The following is an 18,643-nucleotide window of genomic DNA, read 5'->3' as shown; positions in this document are numbered from 1 at the left end:
CTGGCGTGCGCCAGAAAGAAGTCTCAAGTCATCGCACACCTCTCGGACAAGAGCCTCCGTTGGGCCGGGCAGATACCGCCGAGATCCCCATTATTCCATCCGTAAAAGAAAGGTTGGCGCAGGCAGTGGACGATTTGAGGTCCGGCCTCCTTTATGGGCCGCCGTTCGGCATGATGTACCCATGTCCGGACCGGAGATACGCAACACCGCTTCCGATGCGCACATGGTCATCCAGGCACGTGATATTCACGGCGACATCAACCTCATCACCGGCGTGCCGGTCCACACCCGCTACCGCGAACAGGTCCGCCGCATCGCGCCCGAACAGCTGCAAGGACGTGAACGCGAGCTCGCGGAGCTGCGCGTTTTCTGTCAATCGCCGCAAACACGTGGCCAGTACTGGTGGTGGCGCGCAGAGGCCTGGTCCGGCAAGTCAGCACTGATGTCGTGGTTCGTACTGCACCCGCCCGAACGCGTCCGGATCGTCTCCTTCTTCGTCACGGCGCGCTGGGCCAGTCAAAACAACCGCCTAGCGTTCATCGCCAACGTCATGGAACAGCTCCTCGCAATGCTCGGTGAGACCGCACCGGCATTGCTCTCGGAGTACACCCAGGAGACGCACCTGCTCAGCCTCTTCCCCAAGGCCGCAGCGGCTTGCGCGGACCGAGGCGAGGAGTTCGTCCTCCTGGTGGACGGCCTGGACGAGGACAGGGGCGTTACCACCGGCCCGGACGCCCACAGCATCGCCCAGCTGCTCCCCGCACGCCCGCCAGCCGGCATGCGTGTGATCATTGCGGGCCGGCCCAACCCGCCGCCCCCGAGCGACGTCCCCGACGGCCACCCCCTCCAAGACCTGTCGACCGCCCGCCCGCTGGAGCCGTGGGCGCATGCAGGCGTGGTACGAGCCGATATGGAACGAGAGCTGAAGGCTCTGCTGAGCGATCCGTCCGTCGGCAGAGACCTTCTGGGGCTTGTGGTTGCGTCCGGCGGGGGCTTGGCCGCCACCGACCTCGCTGGCCTCCTGATCGGCTGGTCCGCCTACGAGGTGGACGACCACCTGCGTTCGGTGGCGGGCCGCAGCTTCACCACCCGAACCAGTCACTACGACTCCGCGCGCCCGGAGCGCTACGTCCTCGGCCACGAAGAACTCCAGCTCAAAGCCCGGGAAATGCTTGGCCCCGACCGCCTCGGCGCCTATCGCGACCGCCTGCACGTCTGGGCCGACGGCCATCGTGCGCGTCAGTGGCCACCTGATACTCCCGAATACCTGCTCAGCGGCTACGGCAACATGCTCGCCGCCGAACACGATCTGTCCCGACTGGCCGCCCTGGCTGCAGACCCGGCTCGGCACGAGTGCCTGCTCAACGCTTCTGGCGGCGATGTGACCGCGCTGGCCGAGATCACCGCCGCCCAGAACCTGGTCTTGGCTCAGGAGGATCCGGACCTCCCCTTGCTGGGCAGGCTGGAGTTCCACCGGGACCGCCTGGTCAACCGCAACACCAACATCCCGGCTGCTGTTCCCGGTCTGTGGCAGATGCTCGGCAGGACCGAACGGGCTCGGGCGCTGGCCAACTCCGCCCCGAACGTCGAGAAGCGAAACGATGCCTTGAGCCGGATGGCAATGGCCTCGATCGCCGCCCACGACTTCGCCAGAGGTGTTGAACTGGCGGCGGCCATCTCGGAAGACGTCTTCCGTCACGACGTGGTTCAAGCGTTGGTGAACCAGGCGACGGCCCCGAGCCACATCGCCTTGGTGATGAGGGCGTTGGCGACCGGCGTCGTCCTCTCGGGGGAGGACCGCAATGAGTGCATTCTGATCGCCGTCAAAGCGACCGCCTCGGGACTGGAGGACGACCTTCAGGATGTGATCTCTGGCTTGGCGCGCGGTCTTCCGGTTCCGCTGTTCCGCCTGGTCGTGCTGAAGGAGCTGCTCGACCGCACGGGTGTTGGTGCCGGTGTGGACATCGTTGTCGAGGCAGCAGAAGCGGTGCGGCGGGATATGGATATGACTCGTGGCGACCTCTGTGACTGGCTCACGTCCATCGCGGTCGTGGCCGCGGCACTCGGCGAAACGGCAATGGCGTTGGATCTGTTCGATGAAGCCCTCGACAGGCTGTTGGGAGATGAGCAAGCCAGGCTGACTGGTCATCTCCGATCGGTGGCCCTGGGGATGGTGGGAGCCGAGCAGTGGTTGTTCCTCTGGCACCCGCCTCTTGGTTGGACCAACCAACCGTTGAAGCTAGTCGCTTCGCGCGGCGGCGTGCGTGATCTTGTCGAGCGAGCTGTGGTCGTCGCCGAGTCGATCGCCGACATCCTCGAGCAGACCGACACGTTGGCGAGGATCGCATCTGCCGTGGCGGAGGCCGGACAGGTGGAGCTGGCGGTTGAGGTCGCCCATCACATAGCGGATCCGTGTGAGGCCGTTCGGACGCTGGCGAAGCTCCCTGGTGTGCCCGCCGGCGCGTTCAACGCACCGACGGAGGCTCTCAACGCGGTGACAGATCTCGGTGACCGCGCTGACGCCTACTTCGTGGCCGCTGCCGCTGTGGTCAAGACCGGTGAACGAGAGCGGGCGGAACAGCTCGTCGACTCGGCGGTCGACGCTTCGCTCGGTCAGCCCATGACGGAGAGGCTGCTGACAAGAGCAGCGGCACTCGCCCACACGCTGCGGGGAGAACAAGGCGGCTTGCGGGTCCTGCACCTCCTGCCGACGACACTGGAGGGAAGATCACCGCACCTCGCGCTCGCCCTGTACTCGGGCCGGGAGGCAATTGCGGCAGATGATGTCCAGGAGGGCATGAGATACGTCCGCCAGGCAGTCGACATCGCTAAAAGCGAGCAGGAAGGTCTGCGAGACGACCTGGTGTGGGAGATCGTGCGCGCGGCGACTTTCAACGCACAGAACGACGACTTGCCCGACCGTCACCGGGAAGACAGCTTCTACGGGTACGTCAACGGGTTTCGCCCAGGCGTGTTGTGGATCATGACCACGCCTCCGGCGGCGCTGGTCGAGACAATCCTACGTGCCATTCGACTGGTCTCGTCCAGGCGGTCCCAAGCGGAGATGCTGATGGCGCTGTGCCGCACATTGCAAGCTTGCGGACACTTCGACCTTGGCAGGGGAATCATCCGAACAACCCTGGGAGTCATTGAAAAGGTCGGAAACCTCCTCCAACAGCGCACCGATCTATTGCGGCAGATGGCCGCCTTCGCGGGCCGGAACGGCGACGGCGCGATGTGCGAGGAGATCGCACGTGCCTTTCCGGTGGCGGAGGTTCGGAACGCTGCGCTCGCGGTGGCTACGTCCGTGTCGATGTCGACAGGTGACGTGGATCGCGTGGTGCGCATCGTCTCTGAGTTCGCCGGTCTCTCGGGTGATCGTCGGGACGAAGACCTGGCGGAACTGGTCAGAACGCTGTGTCATGACGTTCGCATCGGGTGGATGCCCATTTCGGGCCATGTGCCCGGCGGCCGCGTGCCGGAACTGAGCGGTCCACCTTCGTTTCGCGTGCTGGCAGAGAAAGTCGGTGGCGTCCGGACCGGCCAGATGATCGCGAAGTGTGTCGAGGCGGCACTGTCAATTTCAGACGTTCAGGTGCGTGGCGAACTCGTGGTGTTACTCGCCGGCGCGGCGCTGGAGTCCGGTGACACCACGCGCGCGGCACAACTGTTGACCCTGTCCGAAAGCATCGCCCGGGTATCGCAAGACCCTGCAGGCAGCGCACACCAGATCATCGCCGCCGTGAGTGCGGGATCTTCCCGACTGGTGAAGCATGCTTGGGCAGTCGTACGGGGAGTTCGTGCACCTCAAGAACGTGCGGGGATGCTGGCCGAGTTGGCCGGGGCGGTCGACACGGACGACCTACGGGTAGCACTGATCGAGGACGCTGTTGCCGAAGCGCGGATGGCGGATCGCCACGAGCGTGACCGGGTGTTGAAGCGGATCGTCGTGGCAGCGGTCCGATGCGGCGCCGTCCTCCAGGCCGAGTCGGCGACAGGGGTCATCGTCAACCCCGTGGATCGGGCGCCCGCACTGATGTCCTTGGCCATCGCGCACCTGCGAACTGGGAACGACGTTCGAGCGCGGGTGCTGGCAGATCAGGCCAGGCGCATCGTCAGAAACTGCTGTGCGACGGATGAGTCGTCAAAGCTCGTGGCCGAGGTCGCGGAGGCGCTGATGGAGGCGATCGGCGTTTTGCACGACGCTGGCGCACACGATCAGGCGACAGAGATGCTCATCCTGATCGTGAGGCTGGCGTCCTACCCGTCGTCCGCGCTGGGAGCCGACGCGATTCTGAAGAAGGCAGTACTGGCGGCACTACGCACGGGCAACGTGGATCGAGCCGAGACGCTGGCGCACTCGATGAGGACGGAGGAGCAACGTGCCGCGGCTGAGCGGCTCGTCTGTCAGGGAATGGCCTCGGCCGGTGAGTTCGATCGTGCGGAGGAGAAGGCTTTGCAGATCACCTTGGCGAATGAGAGCGATCGGGCGATGCGACTGCTGGTCGAGGTACTGATTGACAACGGCGAGCTGAACCGTGCCGAAAGTGTGGCACGGTCCACTGCGACCCCTGCGCATCGCGGCCCGGCGCTCTGCCTGGTCTCGAAAGCCTTGGGCGGCAGCGCCGACCGTGCAACCGGTCTGCTTGATCTCGCGGACGCGGTCATACCGGAGATTGTCGACGAGTTCGATCGGAGCGACGCCTGGTCTCGTGCGGCCACCGCCGCGTTCGCCTTGGGAGACGTGAGGCGCTGCGTCGCCTACATCGGCAGTGCACGGGATCTTTTCGTCAATGTCGTAGGCGGGCGGAGAAGTCTGGTGTCCACGCAGGTGCTGAAGACGTTGATGGCGGGAATATCCCCTGATGCTCACGCTGATGTGGTCGGTGCGATCCGTGAACTCATCACGTCCTCGACGGGAATGCGGGTGGTGGCTGATGCGTGGGGGCCCGTTCCATGGCTGGAGAAGCTCGTTCTGAACTTGAAAGATTCGGTCGGGAAGTACGAGCTTCTCATCCTGATGGCCCGCAAGGCCAAGCCCCCGCATGCTCGAAGGTTGGTGGCGCGCGCCATGGTGACCGTTCCGTGGAGCGCCTTCCTGGGCGACCTGGCGGACGGATGGCCCAAAGTCACGGAGGTCGTTCTGAGTGAGTTGGAGGCCTCAGTCCTCACGGACTGACCGGATCGGTTGTGCTGCGGGGTTGAAGACGTGGAGCAACGGCTGCGCGAACTCGTCCTGGAGGAGGAGTTGGTGCGGATGCTGGTGTCGCGAGTGAGGGAGAGTCAGGCGGCTGAGGCCTGTGGCTCCTACCTCCTCGCGCTCTTCAGCATCGGCAGCTTCGTCGAAGGGGTGGTCTACTCGGTGCTGATCAGCCGGTTTCCCGAGTTGGCCAGGGACGGGTTCCCCGGCCGCAAGGGCAACCTGATCCCGTCGGATCGCGTTGGACCCGAGCAACTCCTCGACATCGCACACGATCGCTCGAACCGCTGTGCGGCCAAAGTATCTTCTAGATGAGTAAGTCCTAAGTCCTAGTGGTGTCCGGAGACGGACGAAGGGTGTTCAAGATCAGTTTGTGAGGACCGACCTGAACACCCTTCTGACCGCACTCTACGTCAAGATCGATGACCACCTGGGCAAGCCCACCCGGACCGGAAGACCACCCCGGCTGACCGACGCCGAACTGCTCACCCTCGCCGTCGCCCAGGTCCTGCTCGGCATCCGTTCCGAGGCCCGCTGGCTGCGGTTCCTTCCCCGGCACCTGCCCGGCGCTTTCTCCTACCTGCCCCAGCAATCCGGCTACAACAAGCGGCTGCGCACCGCGGTCCCACTGCTCAAGCGCGTCATCCGCATGCTCGCGCTCGACACCGACCTGTGGACCGACGCGACCTGGGTCGTGGACTCCACCCCGATCGAATGCGGCCGCTCCCGCGAAACCATCAAACGCTCCGAACTGGCCGGCTGGGCCGGCTACGGCTACTGCTCATCACACTCACGGTTCTTCTGGGGACTGCGACTGCACCTGATCTGCACTCCGGCCGGACTCCCGATCACCTGGGCCCTGGCCAACCCGAAAATCGACGAACGCAGGTGCTGATGGCTGTCCTGGACCACGACCCGTCCGTGCTGGCCGACCGGCACGGCCTGCTGATCATCGCCGACAAGGGCTACGTCTCCCAGGAACTGGACGCGTTCCTGGCCGAACGCGGGGTCCGGTTACTGCGCCCGAACTACCGCAACCGCACCCCACACCCGGCCGAACACCTGCTCAAACCCGTCCGCCAGCTCATCGAATCAGTCAACGACACACCCAAAGGCCAGCTCGACCTCGAGCTGCACGGAGGCCGCACCATCGACGGCGTCACCGCCCGCATCGCCCAACGCATCCTCGCCCTGACCGCCGCCATCTGGCACAACCGCGCCACCGGCCAGCCCGTCACCCGCTCACTGATCGCCTACGACCACTGAGCGGTTAGGACTTACTCGTCTAGTGCGTGTCGCCGTGTAATGGTCAGTTGCGCGTGCAACATCCTGATGGCACTTGGGATTGAGTGCAGGCTCATTTTGGGGCGAAACGACCAGAGGGTTGCGGTGATTGGTATTCCATTTCGGATGTCCAGGTTGGTCGACGTCCCGTTAACGTATTACACGGGGTGGGGAATCTTCTCGGCTGGTTGCAGCTTACCTGACCATGAGCAGTATCCGTTCGATTGGCCGGCTGGGTTTGGTGTCCGTGAGCAGGTGTGATCCTGGTAGCAGGCGCTAGCTGCGCTTGTTGAGACGGGACTTGCCGATTGCTTGCCCGGTGCTCGCATCCGCTCGAGGGTGGGTATTCTGCTTAGAACTCTGCCTAGGAGGAACGGTGTCGAAATCTGGCGCAGGAAAACCTGCAGGTGAACCATCGCAGGACGGCGACTTAGAAAAGAAGTCTTGGTCGGCGGCGATCCACAGCTTCTCTCTCAACAAGTGGATGCTCGCCATCGCTGTGCTTGGTCTGGTCGTTACTGCCATCCTTGGAGGGGTGCAAGCGTGTAGCTCATCAGGCGGCACCTCAGTCGAGGGCAGTGGGAATAACGTCGCCCAGAACTCGAGTTCACCATGTGGTCAGGTGATCAATGGGTCCTGTGCGGTCGAGATCGAACGGTCGGCAGAGCGTGAATCCACCGATGAGCCTGACGACGCAGCCTATAAGAAGGAGTTGGCCGCGAGGTCGACGGCTTTGCCGCGACCGCCCGGGCCATGGCCGTACGTGGTGATCGACACGCCTCCGCCCGGGCTGCTGGTGCGTACAACGAACGAGGTCGAAGGAGGCAAGCTCGGGCTGGTTCCCAACCGCCGAGTGGTCTGGGTGGACTGCACGACCACCAGCACCTTCACCCCGCCTGTGGTCACTGGTGACAACAACATAGGTCCGCGATGGGCTCAAGTGCGGTGGTCTGAGACCACATCGGCATCCGAGGCGAAGGCCGAGAAACGAGGCTGGATGTATCTAGGCGGGCTTGTGCCATTTGAGCACAATGGTCAGGTTCCTGGGTGCTGATCGCTGATGTGCCGACGGTGTCCGCTCAACATCGCCCACAGTGATTTGCTCGGCCGGGCGATACCAACTGATCGTTCCGACCTGATCCCGTGGATCGCCGGTTGGTCTCTCGTCGAGTCCGGCGTGGCTCCGTTATCGGACTGGCCGCTCCAGCACGGCGAGGCCGACCGGCATGACGACCTGCTACGCCATACCCTGGCCGCGATCGGATACACGTTTTAGGCCAGCGGCTGCGGCACGCGGCGCCTGGCCGAGGAGCGATTGGGCGGGGTGTCACCATGTGTTGTTGTTGAGTTACATCTGCGCCGCGATCGACGGTGTGGTGCGAGCATCCGTGGCTATTCGACCCGTGGTGATCACCGGGCGGTTCTCGATCGGTTTCGTGGCTCCAGATTCTGCCGTAGAACCGTTGTGTGTAACGCGTTGACCGTTCTCCGTAGAGGAAGACAACGCGCCTGGAGGGCTTGACCGGGGATCGACCTCTACCCCGGTGTGTCGGGGTGAGGCCGCGGCTGTGGCCGAACTCCTCGTTGAAGAGCACGGCTTTCATCACTTAGTGTGCAACTGTTGTCGTTTCGCCGCCACGGGACCAAGCCTGGATTGCTCCACCACCCCGACATGGTCACGTAGTACCGGGGAGATCTACTTCACCGGCGACCCCGTCATCGCGCTGGACATCCATGGGCGCCAACGTGGCCCCGCCGTCCGTCCAGGCCGAGACAACCCTGCACGAGCATCCCGAGGACATCGCGGCGCACGGCTTCGACCGCCCCTACAACACCGCGGTCTTCGACTTCATCCTCAAGACCCACAGCAGCCCCGACGTCGCCTTCACCGTCCGCTCGAACCAACGGCATGACGTCCGCAGACCCCGATCCACTGAAGGAACCATGCGCTAGTGCACCACCGACCGTGGAATCGGCCGGCAGGACCCGCGGTTTGCCACGAAGACCTGAACTTCACGTGCCCGCCGCACGTCGCTTGCGGGCTATTGGCGTTCACGCAGCGCGGTGAAACTTCTTGTTCGGAGGCCAGTGGCGGCGGTGTTTCGCGGTATCTGTCGGTGATCTCGGTATGCGCCGCCGCCACTGGCCGAACTTTGGGCAGGGCACAACCCTGCGCGAGATCGTTCTGCACAGGGCCGAACTTCTGGGCAGGAGCACCAAAGGATGGGAACAGGGCTGACCAGCGCTTTTATGGAGGCAGCCTGGTAGTGGAGGCATCGTTCGGCCTATCCGTGCCCTGGTAGGTTCTGGGGACGGGTTGCTCGGGCCTGTCCCCTCGGACGTTCCCTTCTTAGCCGAGCGACTATTGCGTTCCTTCGACCAGCTCGGAAGGCGAGCACGCTGCTAGATCTCTCCGAGGTCTCACGGGAACACCTCAGGCTTTGCTGCCTCCCCGCTGTCCGAGCGACAACAAGCTGTCTCGGGGACAGTGTGCGTTGACGGAGTCGTAGGACGCCTCCGGTTGTCGAGCAGGTCGTTCAGTTCTCGACCGTTGAGTTGTCACGCTGAGCTCTACGGGGATCGGACGGGAGGATGGACAACAGCTGCCCAAGCGAGTGCTGGACATGTTCGGGCTGCCGTTGCTGCGGGGCGGCCAGTGGCCGTTCATGGCCGACTGGTCGGGCATTGACGACTTCCTGCCGCCCGATTTCGAGGAACGGCTGGCCCGTGCGTGGGCGTGGACGGTGTGGCCGCATCTGGTGTCGGGGTCGAAGATGGAGGCGTTCTCGGCCGACGCCCCGATCCGGCTGCTGGCTCACAACCTGGACTTCTGGGTGCCCGCCGTCACAGCCACCATTCAGGAGTGCCTGCGGGACTTTCCCGAGATCGACAAGGGCAAGACGCCCGGCCCGGTCACCTTGGAAGATGGCAGCGTGCTCGCCGGGGCCGTGGCCGGCAACCCGCGGATGGGCGGACAGGTCTGGTTCGGCGAGGACGACGCCCGCGACGCCGTAGTCGAGACCGTGGAGGCCGCCGACCGGACCGGCCGGCCGCGCGGCATCCTGGACGCGGTTCGTTCCCGCCGGATCGAGGACGACTTCTCCAGCCACTGGTCGTACGCTCGCGAAGACTTCGAACGCAAGCTGCACGGGAAGCGGCGCAAGGTGACGGTGAAGTTCGTCGAGCTCACCGACACCATCCCCGTCCAGGGGCTAGAGAGCGAAGTGCTGGGCAACCTGATCACCAACGACTTCCTCACGCTCCTGGATGGCCGGAACCGGCAGATCGTCGTGCTGCTGAACAGCGGCGTCACCAGCAAGACCGAGATCGCCGACGTCCTCGGGTACGCCAACCACAGCGCCGTTTCGAAACGACTCGCACAGATCCGCCGCGCCGCCGAGGCGTACTTCGACGAGGACTGACTCGCCCAGTGCGCCCCAGCCGCGTTCGACGCCATCCCGTGCGAGTGATCATGGTCGGGGCGAAAGCGCTGTTCGGGCGTGGTGTCGCCCCATCAACGCCGCACGGTCGCCTTGGTCGCGCTCTGGTTCGGATCTTCCTGCCGCTTGTCTAATCGCCGACACCAATCGCGGCGGCCCTACCGAAGGTAGGGCAACAGTGCGACGCAGTTGACCGCGATCGCGAGCCTCTCTCCCCAGCTAGTGCCCGTTGACCTGGTCGTCCCGGCGCCGCGCCAGGCAGCGGCCGTGAGCAGCACCTGCACCAGCGTGCCGACCGTGAACGCGCCGCCGCGCCCCGCCGAAAGGTCGCTTCACCGCTTCCTCGCCATGATCCGAGGGTGAGGTCGAGTGTGACCGACCCGCGACCTGACGGTCCGCTGCACGGCGTGGCCGGCGAAGCCTGATCAGGGCCCGCCGAGCCTCCAGAGGGGCGGCTGCGGGGCTCATCGCGTCCGCAGCAGAGTTGATCGTCCTGGCTGCGGTTCCGGTCGTTGGTCGTGCGGGACAATCACCATCGTGACCGGATCCGAGGTGTCGAACACCGCGCACAACGTGGGCGACGGCACCGTTGTGCAGGTCGGCACCCTTAACGGTGACATCAACCTGCTGACCGGCGCCCCAGTCCGCACTCGCTACCGCGAACAGGTCATGCGCATCGCGCCGCCCGCCTTGGAGGACCGCGCGGCGGAACTGGCCGAGCTCACGGAGTTTTGCACCTCCGCGGAGACCGCCGGGGGCTACGCGTGGTGGCGGGCCGAGGCCTGGTCCGGCAAGTCCGCTCTCATGTCGACTTTCGTTCTCACTCCACCGCCGGGCGTGCGCATCGTGTCGTTCTTCGTGACGGCCCGCCTCGCCGGCCAGAACGACCGAGCCGCGTTCATCGACAACCTGATGGAGCAACTGCTGGCGTTGCTGGGCGAGACGCTGCCGCCGTTCCTCACCGACGCCACCCGCGAGGGCCACGCGCTCGGCCTGCTCGGCGACGCGGCACGGGCCTGCCGGGCACGCGGTGAGCAGTTCGTGCTGCTGGTGGACGGCCTGGACGAGGACCGCGGTGTGGACTCCTACAGCATCGCCGCCCTGCTGCCCGCTGAACCGCCGGCGGGCATGCGCGTGGTGGTAGCGGGCCGCCCGAACCCGCCGATCCCCGGCGACGTGCCGGAGCACCACCCGTTGCTGGATCCCGGAATCGTCCGAGAACTGACGGCGTCACCCCGTGCCAAGGCAATCCGCAACGAGATGGAACGCGACCTCGCCCGCCTGCTCGGCGGCAGCCAGTTCGAACAGGACCTGCTGGGTCTCACGACCGCAGCAGGCGGCGGCCTGACCGCGGCCGATCTCGCCGACCTGACCGGCGAGACACCGTGGCAGGTCAACAGGAACATGCAAACCGTCACCGGCCGCAGTTTCACCCGCCGCGACAGCCACTACCTGCCCGGCCAGGCGCCGGACGTCTACCTGCTGGGCCACGAGGAGATCCAGGTGACCGCCCTGGAGATGCTCGGTCCCACCCGCCTCGCCTCCTACCGCGACCGCCTCCACACCTGGGCGTCCCGTCATCGGGCGAACGGCTGGAGAGGTTCCGTCCCCGAGTACCTGCTCCGCGGCTACTTCGGCATGCTCGCGGCGACCGGCGACGTCGAGCGCATGATCGAGTGCGCGACCGACGGCATCCGCCACGACCGCATGCTCGCCCTGTCCGGCTCGGACGCCACCGCTCTGGCCGAGACAGCCGCAACCCTCGACGTCCTGGGCACGCGAGAACAGCCCGACCTGGTGGCGATGCTCCGGGTCGCGGTGCACCGCGACAGGCTGTCCGAACGCGGAGGCGACATCCCGCTCTCGCTGCCGGTGGCGTGGGCGGAACTCGGCCGGACCAACCGCGCCGAGACCGTCGCCGCCTCGATCGACGATCCCGGTCGGCGCGCCCAGGCGTTCATCCAGCTCGTCCAGGTCGTGCACCGCGACGGTGACCCCGGCAGGGCGATGGAGCTGTTCGACCGCGCCCAGGAGGACGCGATCGCCACCGCCGACCCGCATCTCCGAATCATGGTGCTTACCAGGCTCATCGAGTGCGCGATGTGGTGCGGCCGACCGGACCGCGGCGCCACCTTGCTCGACCTCGTGCCGAGTCCCGCGGTCCAGTACCACGCCTCCACCACCACCCAGATCGCGTTGGTGCAAGCCGCTTTCCACTGCTGCGGCGCCGAACGCGCGCTCCAGATCGTCAGCGACATGATCTCGAGAACAGCCCGGGTGAAGGCGCTGACGTCGCTCGCCCTCCTGGCCCGCGAGAGGTACGAAGACCTGCTCGACCGAGCGGAGGCCATCGCCAGCCAGATCGGTCCGCAGAGGGAACGCAAGGCCGCGCTGGTCATCGTCGCCCGCACCGCCGCGACGCTCGGAGACGAGATTCGCGCACAACGGCTGAACGAAATGCTGGACGACCAACGCGTCAAGGCCGAGATCGGCCTGGCGCTCGTCCAGAGCGCGGCGTCGGCAGGTGATCTCGGCGAGGCGGTCCGGCTCGTCGAGGACATCACCGACGCCGGCGTGAGGGTACGGGCGTGGCTGAAGATCGCGAAGTTCACGGGATCCGGCACCACGGCGGACATCCTCGATCAGGTGCGCGGCGCGTCCCGGTTCGAGCCGGAGATGTCCCTGGTCGAGGCGGCAGCGGACACCGGGGAGTTCGACCTCGCGGAGGAACTGGCCGTCCACCTCTCCTCCCGAAACCGAGCCGAGGCGCAGGTCGTGATCGTGCGAGCCGCAGCACAGGCGGGTGACACCGACCGCGCCGTTCGGATCGCTCGGGCGATGACCGACTCCATCCCGGTGTTGCATGCTTGGACCGCAGCGGCCGGTGTTGCGCCGGACCTGCTCGACGAGGCCGCAGCGGCCATCTCGGCAGCACAACCGTCGGCCGAAAACGTGACGGCGTGGGTGGCGCTCGCCAGGACAGCCGCGAAGACTGGGAACGCCACGGCGGCCACGCTCTGCCTCGAACGCGGTGAGGCGGTGCTGAGGCGGCTCGTCCTGACCACACATGACATGGCGGAGCGAGTCGCGTTGGCGACCGCGGCCGCGCTGGCGGGTGACCTCGTGCGCTCGCACGCGATCCTGGCGTCGTTGCCCGGCGGAAGCGAGGCCGTCTGGCCGGTTGCGGAGAAGCTCGCCGGCCAGGACGCTCACGCCGCCGAATCGTTCGCCCGCATGTTCGGCCAGCCAGACCGTGAGGTGTGGCTGACGCGGCTGGCCAAACTGCTGCTGGGCCGTGCCGAGCTCGCCGAAGCCGAACGGATCGCAGAGTTGGTGCACCAAGATCGGCCACAGGACACCCTCCTCATCGCCATTGCGACAGCTGCCGCCCGCGCCGGCGACACAGCTCACGCGCTCGCAATTTGGGGCCGGCATCTGGAGTGGAACGACGTAGAAGCGCTCGACGACCTGATCGGTCAGCTCGCCTCCGCCGGTGTGCTCCACGGCATGACGAAACAGGTGACGGACGAGCACGTGCGCACCTCGATCAGGACAGCCATCTCGAATGAAGAATTCCGCCAGAGGTACCGCCGCACGTACGGACGGTTGCTGAGCAAGAGGGTGCCTGCGCCCTGGCGTGTCGACGACAGCGGAAACAGCAGATGGATGATCAAACAGCAACGGGAGCAGGCGGCCCGGTTCATGGCGCTGCATCGCGCCGATGACATCAGCGCGATGAACGACGTCCTAACGGAACTGCTCAACTGGATTTGGCTTCCCCAGCACCTGTTGGAGCCCGTTGTCCAGGTGCTGCTTGACAGGAACGACTTGGATCGCGCCGAGTCGGCGAGCCTTTGCCCCGACCCCTACGAGCCGAGAGAAAACGTGCTCACGATGGTCGTGACTGCGGCCGCCGCGGCCGGTGATGACGAACGAGTCGACCGCGTTCACCGCGCCATCCAAAACGAGAGGGACCACGCCGCGATCAGCCTGCTGGTCGCCGAGATGAACGCCCATCGCGGCAGATACGACCGGGTCGAGCGGGTGCTGAACGAGCTCCCGTCGCTCGCGTTCTTGGACGAGGGGCGGCGCCGGACGGCTACTGCTGCCGCTCAACGCGGTGACTATGACAGGGCCACGGCGTTCGTATCCGCCATCAGCGACCGGACGCTTCGTCTCGCCGCCGAAAAGTCCGTTCTGGACATCGCGCTGACCGCAGGTGACATCAGGGCCGCAGCGAGGATGGTGCCAAGCCGCACCGATCCCACGGACCGGTTACGTGCCGCGGTCGCGGTGGCGCGGTGCACCGATGAACCGCAAGTGATCACACAGATGGTGGATCTCGCGGGCGACCCCGAGGGCCAAGCGAGCGTGTGGCTCGCGGTGACCGGGGCGCTGCGCCGGAGGGCCATTGCGAACGCCATCCGGCTCGCCCGCTGGCACTTGGTGGTGGAGGCGGTGGTCGAGGCCGAGCAGACAGCGTTCGAACTGGTGATGGCCGAGCTGGAGGCGCTGCGGGGTTAGGTGACTGGCGGCCCGATATGGGCGCTCAAATCTCGGGCATGTCGTCGACGCGAACGTCCGGCCGCGCTTTCACGGCGAGCCGTCACCAGCCGATCGGCGGCACCGGGGCGACGCCCCGTTCTGGCGTGACCGTGTCCTGGGCTACGACCACGCGAGCAGGCTGACGTCGGCGAACGCCGACACGGACACGAACGTTTATGACCCATCCGGCATCGCAAAATATACCTAGAACGACGCTTCACTTCTCTCCCAACGCATCGACGCGGCAAGCACCCCAGCTGCATCCATGCTGCGGTGGGCCGTCTTCTTAGGACGGTTGCTCATCACTCTCGTGCAGACCGCAGACGTGTTCACCGTAGTTCGTTCCCCCACAAGGGTTCCATTCGTTGCTCGCGGCCGATCGCTCAAGAGGACCCGAGCAGGTGACGTCGGCCATTCCGGTACAGCTGTCGTAGTCGACCGTCAGCCAGGTCAGTTCGTGGTTGAGCTGGCTGGCCAACGCGAGGTTCTCGATGCTGGTCACGTAGTCGACCCGCCGGCTGCCGTCGTAGGCGAAGCCCAGCGTCCACAGGTCGAAGTTGAAAAAGCCGAGGTATGCGCCGTTGGTCGCGTAGAGGTTGGTCTCTTCGCGAGTATGGTGGCAGTACTCGAATCGGCTGCAGGTCCAGCCGTTGACCCGAGCTGCCTCACTTGAGCGGTTCCCGCATTCTTGCCGAAGATCGGGCTCGTCCTGAAGCTGAGCCACGGTTGCTGCGGTCGCGTCGGTGTTCGCGGTAGCAGGGTGGACAGCGACGGTGAGCAGACTCGCGGCGATGGCCGCGGTCGCCAACAGTTTTCTCAACACTTGCGTACTCCTCGGAAGCGAGTAGGGCCGATGGAAGGGACCGGATGAGTTGCCGCAGGCGGGGTCACCCGCATCTCCTTCCGGGCGGACGCGCCGAGCCAGAGACGCGGTGCCGGCGCATGCGTGAAGGGCGGGTATGCGCCAGGCGACCGCGGTGTCCTTCGAGGCTCAGCGCGCCTTTGAGCGGCCGGCGCACGTCGTGTCAGCCGGCTGGTGCGTGATGAAGGTCAGCTCATGTGAACGGACAGCAGCGCATGGCTTGCCCGATCGAACTTGAGCTCGGCCCGTTGGTGAGAGCGACGGTCTCCGGTGAACTCCGTGACAGCGCCCGTGACGGTCACTGTCAGATCTGCAGCGCTCTCCTGAACGGAAACGGAGTCCGCGTCACCAGTCAACGCCTTGCGTGCAGCCAAGAAGTCCAGCGCCGCCGTGTGCGCGCCTTCTGCTGTCAACGCCGCGGTGCGCGTGCGAGCTGTGGGCGTGCTTGCAGCAGCCTCATTGCACACCAGGCGCTGCTGCACGCAGTCACGCAGTCCGGGAACGGTGTCCATGCACCGGGAGGCGTCGTGATCGATGCACGCCTGGAGGCGGTTCTGGTCGACCTTCGATGCGCTCGTATCGTTTTGTGGCAACGACTTCGCCGCAACGGCCTTCGCAGCCAGCACGGGTGACTTGGTCACTTCCCATGCTGCGACCGAGCCTGCTCCGTCCTGCGTGACGCTGGTGTCGAAACGCCAGCAGTAAGCAGGATGCGAACCGATCGAGCAGTCGCCGTTGGGTGCCCGGGTCTTGACTTCCGCCGGCGAGAATCGTTCCCACGTCAGGTTGCCATTGAGCCACTGGATTCGGTTCGTCGTGCGCGTGAACGCGATGTCGTTGTAGGAGCTGGAACTGAAGTCCCAGCCCGTCACCACGTGGTGCGAGGCTGCGTTCACGCCGTCCTTGGTCGTACCGGCGAAGTTGAAGTCGTAGAAGATGTCCGTGGACCGGCAGCCGTCGCAGTGCGGCAGCGACATGAAGTTGTGCTGCCGGCCGTCGGGACTGTTCACGAAGTCGCCGATCGGGTGGTAGTTGTAGCCGCCGGTGTAGTCCACCCAGTAGGCGCGGTACGTGGTTGCCCCGGTCGGGCTTCCCCAGCCGACTTCAAGGCCTGCCTCATAGCTGGTGGACATGTTGGCGTCGTCGGTGAACACACGCGTTGCGTTGTAAGCGTTTCCGGCCGACGATGTGCTGTGCGACACGGAAGGGAAGATGAAGGCGGTGAACGACCCGTACATGTTTGCCGCAGTAGTCGCGCACATCTGAGCAACAGGGTTGCGTGGATCACGATCACACATCCCCGGCGCCGCCTGCGCGATCGTGCCCTGCAGCAGCCCCGCTCCCAGCGTGACTGCAAGTCCAACGCTGACAAGCATTCTTCGTCCCACAAAACCCCCAACCAATGTGGACCCACGGTCAGGAGATGCTGGGGCGAACCGCGCCATCGCTATCGCCGCGAGAAGAACAGGCATGCACCAACAAGCTGCACACCGATCAGGATCCCCCCAGAACCCCCAACTGCACCGTCGCAGGTGCTCGCACCGCCAGTCAATCCGGCCTTGCTGCTTCACAGTTGACGCCGGATCAGTCGCGTACCCGGTTCATGGTCGCACCACGGGACGGCGCGACTGCTCGAGTTGGGCTGGCGCATGCCCGAGCAGCACGCTGCCGCTGTCCCCACGGCGCGGACAAGTGCTGCCGCTATGACTGAAGGCGAGGTCGATCACTAGGTGGCGCCGGTACCGCCGCTCCTAGCAGTCACCGCATCCACAGCCGACAAGTACCGGGTAGGCGTTGTTGGGCCTTGAGCCTGAGCTTCGGCGGCGAGAACTGCATTCGGCAATGCCGAGAGATGTCGACGCCGCCGTGAAGGTGGTCGCCGACGCATGCCCTGCGGCGAGTTGGTGCGCGAGATCAGCTGGGCTGCGCCGTGCCTGCTCTGCCATGACCCGCTACTCGGTGACCCGGCTTTGCCGTTCGTGCGCGCCGGCTAGCACCGGCGCCGAACGATCCAGAGCTTGGATCTGGGTTTTCTCGTCCACGTACAACACCACCGTCTTGGCGGGCCGATCGAAATGGAGACCGAAGACGTTGCGGGTCTTGTCCACGAACAACGGGTCTTTGCTGATCTTGCACGTGTCCACTCGATGCGACTTGAGATCGAACGACCGCCAGATCCGTGACACCGTCGACTGCGTCATCCCCGGTCTGCGTGGCTAGAGACCTGGTAGACCAGTGCGTGGCGTTGGCCGGATTGGAATCCCGTGTCGTAACCACGATGTGCTCGACCTGGTTGTCGCTGATCGTGCGCGGCCGGCTCGGCCTTGGCTCGTCGGGCAATCCGTCGAGTTTGTCCCGTCACGAATCGCGATCCTCACGTCCACACCGTGTTCTCGACTGAGCCGCAACCGTTGGACTACCTCGGTATTCGATCCGCCTTCAGCTCACGCGAGCGCACTTCCCGCACCCATCGCCAGCCCCTGTGCCTTATCCGGCGCCGCGCCCTGCCCTCCTGGACCTGGTGTTCCTCGACGGACAGCGCGAGCTTCGATCTCGGCATTGACCAGGTCTGCGACGCAACAATCAACGACTCAGGACACCAGTCCTACCTGCTCAGCCCGCAGTGATTTTCGGCGAAGGCTCCTAACTCGTCTCCGGTTCCGACTGCGTCGGTGAGGCTGTTTCAGATGTTGGCAGGTCAGCTCGCCAGATCGCGCGAAGTTCCTTGAACGCATCGGGGTTGAACACGATGTGCACGAGAACACCGAACAACAGGCTCATCGCCAAGAGCATGGTGAAGTCACGGGTTGCGCCGTTGAACAGGTAGTTGAGCACGGCCAGCGAGCTGGCAGAGGAAAACAAGAGGGTGAGCGGGCCGGTGATGACCTTGGTGCGCCGTGCCAACGGCAGGGTCATGGGTACAGCGAGCCCCACGATGAGACCTATGAGCACGGCCCACACGTTGAAGTCGAATCGATTGTCGTCCTCGTGCTGGCCGGAGGCGAGCTGGACGATCGCCAACGTCGATCCGGCGACCAGGCCAGCGAACACACCAGCGTAGGCCGCCACCTGTGTGCTGGGCTCACGGGTTGCGCGAGCAATCAGCACGGCCAGAACAAGGCCGGTCAGCATAACTAGTGGAATGAACACGAATCGGACGACGCCGAGCAGGAAACCGGTCATCTGTCACCTCCGCGGCTGGAATGGCACCACTAGCTGATCGAGACCAGGGCAACATGCGTTACCAGTATTCCGGGGGACTTGGCCATACTCCGCCTACAGCCTGTCCTGTGAGTCGTTGATCTGGAACCC

General features: G+C 65.2%; 10 protein-coding genes and 2 pseudogenes. 7 read left to right on the top strand and 5 right to left on the bottom strand.

The annotated features are described in order from the left end of the window. Positions 1-181: 181 nt before the first annotated feature. The 7 genes and pseudogenes from ACFWV3_RS19500 to ACFWV3_RS19470 all read left to right on the top strand — a co-directional run bounded on the left by ACFWV3_RS19500 (position 182) and on the right by ACFWV3_RS19470 (position 14,448). Positions 182-5,179, top strand: a complete 4,998-nt coding sequence (locus tag ACFWV3_RS19500) for a hypothetical protein (protein ID WP_382412777.1) — start codon at positions 182-184, stop codon at positions 5,177-5,179. A gap of 30 nt (positions 5,180-5,209) precedes the next feature. Further along, positions 5,210-5,515, top strand: a complete 306-nt coding sequence (locus ACFWV3_RS19495) for a hypothetical protein (RefSeq protein WP_382412776.1) — start codon at positions 5,210-5,212, stop codon at positions 5,513-5,515. A 58-nt stretch (positions 5,516-5,573) separates the two neighbouring features. Further along, positions 5,574-6,466: pseudogene (locus ACFWV3_RS19490) on the top strand (IS982 family transposase). Positions 6,467-6,860: 394 nt separating this feature from the next. Continuing rightward, entirely contained in the window at positions 6,861-7,538 is a 678-nt protein-coding gene (locus ACFWV3_RS19485) for a hypothetical protein (RefSeq protein WP_382412775.1), read from the top strand. A 680-nt stretch (positions 7,539-8,218) separates the two neighbouring features. Next, positions 8,219-8,437: a hypothetical protein gene (locus tag ACFWV3_RS19480; RefSeq protein WP_382412774.1), complete on the top strand. Its 219-nt coding sequence runs from the start codon at positions 8,219-8,221 to the stop codon at positions 8,435-8,437. Between the two features lie 671 nt (positions 8,438-9,108). Further along, positions 9,109-9,906 carry a hypothetical protein gene (locus tag ACFWV3_RS19475; RefSeq protein WP_382412773.1) on the top strand — a complete coding sequence of 266 codons (798 nt, stop codon included), beginning with the start codon at positions 9,109-9,111 and terminating at the stop codon, positions 9,904-9,906. A gap of 555 nt (positions 9,907-10,461) precedes the next feature. After that, a complete protein-coding gene (locus ACFWV3_RS19470; protein WP_382412772.1) occupies positions 10,462-14,448 on the top strand; it encodes a hypothetical protein in 3,987 nt (1,328 codons plus the stop codon). Between the two features lie 307 nt (positions 14,449-14,755). Here ACFWV3_RS19470 and ACFWV3_RS19465 read toward each other — a convergent pair whose 3' ends face one another. From ACFWV3_RS19465 to ACFWV3_RS19445, 5 genes and pseudogenes are all read right to left on the bottom strand, one after another. After that, positions 14,756-15,292, bottom strand: a complete 537-nt coding sequence (locus ACFWV3_RS19465) for a hypothetical protein (protein WP_382412771.1) — start codon at positions 15,290-15,292, stop codon at positions 14,756-14,758. A 227-nt stretch (positions 15,293-15,519) separates the two neighbouring features. After that, positions 15,520-16,707: a hypothetical protein gene (locus ACFWV3_RS19460; protein WP_382412770.1), complete on the bottom strand. Its 1,188-nt coding sequence runs from the start codon at positions 16,705-16,707 to the stop codon at positions 15,520-15,522. 576 nt (positions 16,708-17,283) lie between these two features. Then, positions 17,284-17,532 (bottom strand): hypothetical protein, encoded by a 249-nt coding sequence (locus tag ACFWV3_RS19455; RefSeq protein WP_382412846.1) that lies wholly within the window; start codon positions 17,530-17,532, stop codon positions 17,284-17,286. 64 nt (positions 17,533-17,596) lie between these two features. Beyond that, positions 17,597-17,671 (bottom strand): annotated as a pseudogene (locus ACFWV3_RS19450) (hypothetical protein); the annotation flags it as partial. Between the two features lie 303 nt (positions 17,672-17,974). Then, complete coding sequence (locus ACFWV3_RS19445; protein WP_382412769.1) at positions 17,975-18,514, bottom strand: hypothetical protein; 540 nt, start codon at positions 18,512-18,514, stop codon at positions 17,975-17,977. Positions 18,515-18,643 lie beyond the last annotated feature (129 nt).

The organism is Lentzea sp. NPDC059081, from assembly GCF_042738015.1.
GTDB lineage: Bacteria > Actinomycetota > Actinomycetes > Mycobacteriales > Pseudonocardiaceae > Lentzea.
Note: the sequence above shows the minus strand (reverse complement) of the source record. Positions and strands in the feature narration are given on the sequence as shown.

What these genes read in the sequence shown, in the direction of transcription:
- ACFWV3_RS19500 (WP_382412777.1), top strand. Translation starts at nt 182, where the DNA reads ATGTCCGGACCGGAGATACGCAACACCGCTTCCGATGCGCACATGGTC.
- ACFWV3_RS19475 (WP_382412773.1), top strand. Translation starts at nt 9,109, where the DNA reads ATGTTCGGGCTGCCGTTGCTGCGGGGCGGCCAGTGGCCGTTCATGGCC.
- ACFWV3_RS19460 (WP_382412770.1), bottom strand. Translation starts at nt 16,707, where the DNA reads ATGCTTGTCAGCGTTGGACTTGCAGTCACGCTGGGAGCGGGGCTGCTG.
- ACFWV3_RS19480 (WP_382412774.1), top strand. Translation starts at nt 8,219, where the DNA reads ATGGGCGCCAACGTGGCCCCGCCGTCCGTCCAGGCCGAGACAACCCTG.
- ACFWV3_RS19445 (WP_382412769.1), bottom strand. Translation starts at nt 18,514, where the DNA reads ATGACCGGTTTCCTGCTCGGCGTCGTCCGATTCGTGTTCATTCCACTA.
- ACFWV3_RS19455 (WP_382412846.1), bottom strand. Translation starts at nt 17,532, where the DNA reads ATGACGCAGTCGACGGTGTCACGGATCTGGCGGTCGTTCGATCTCAAG.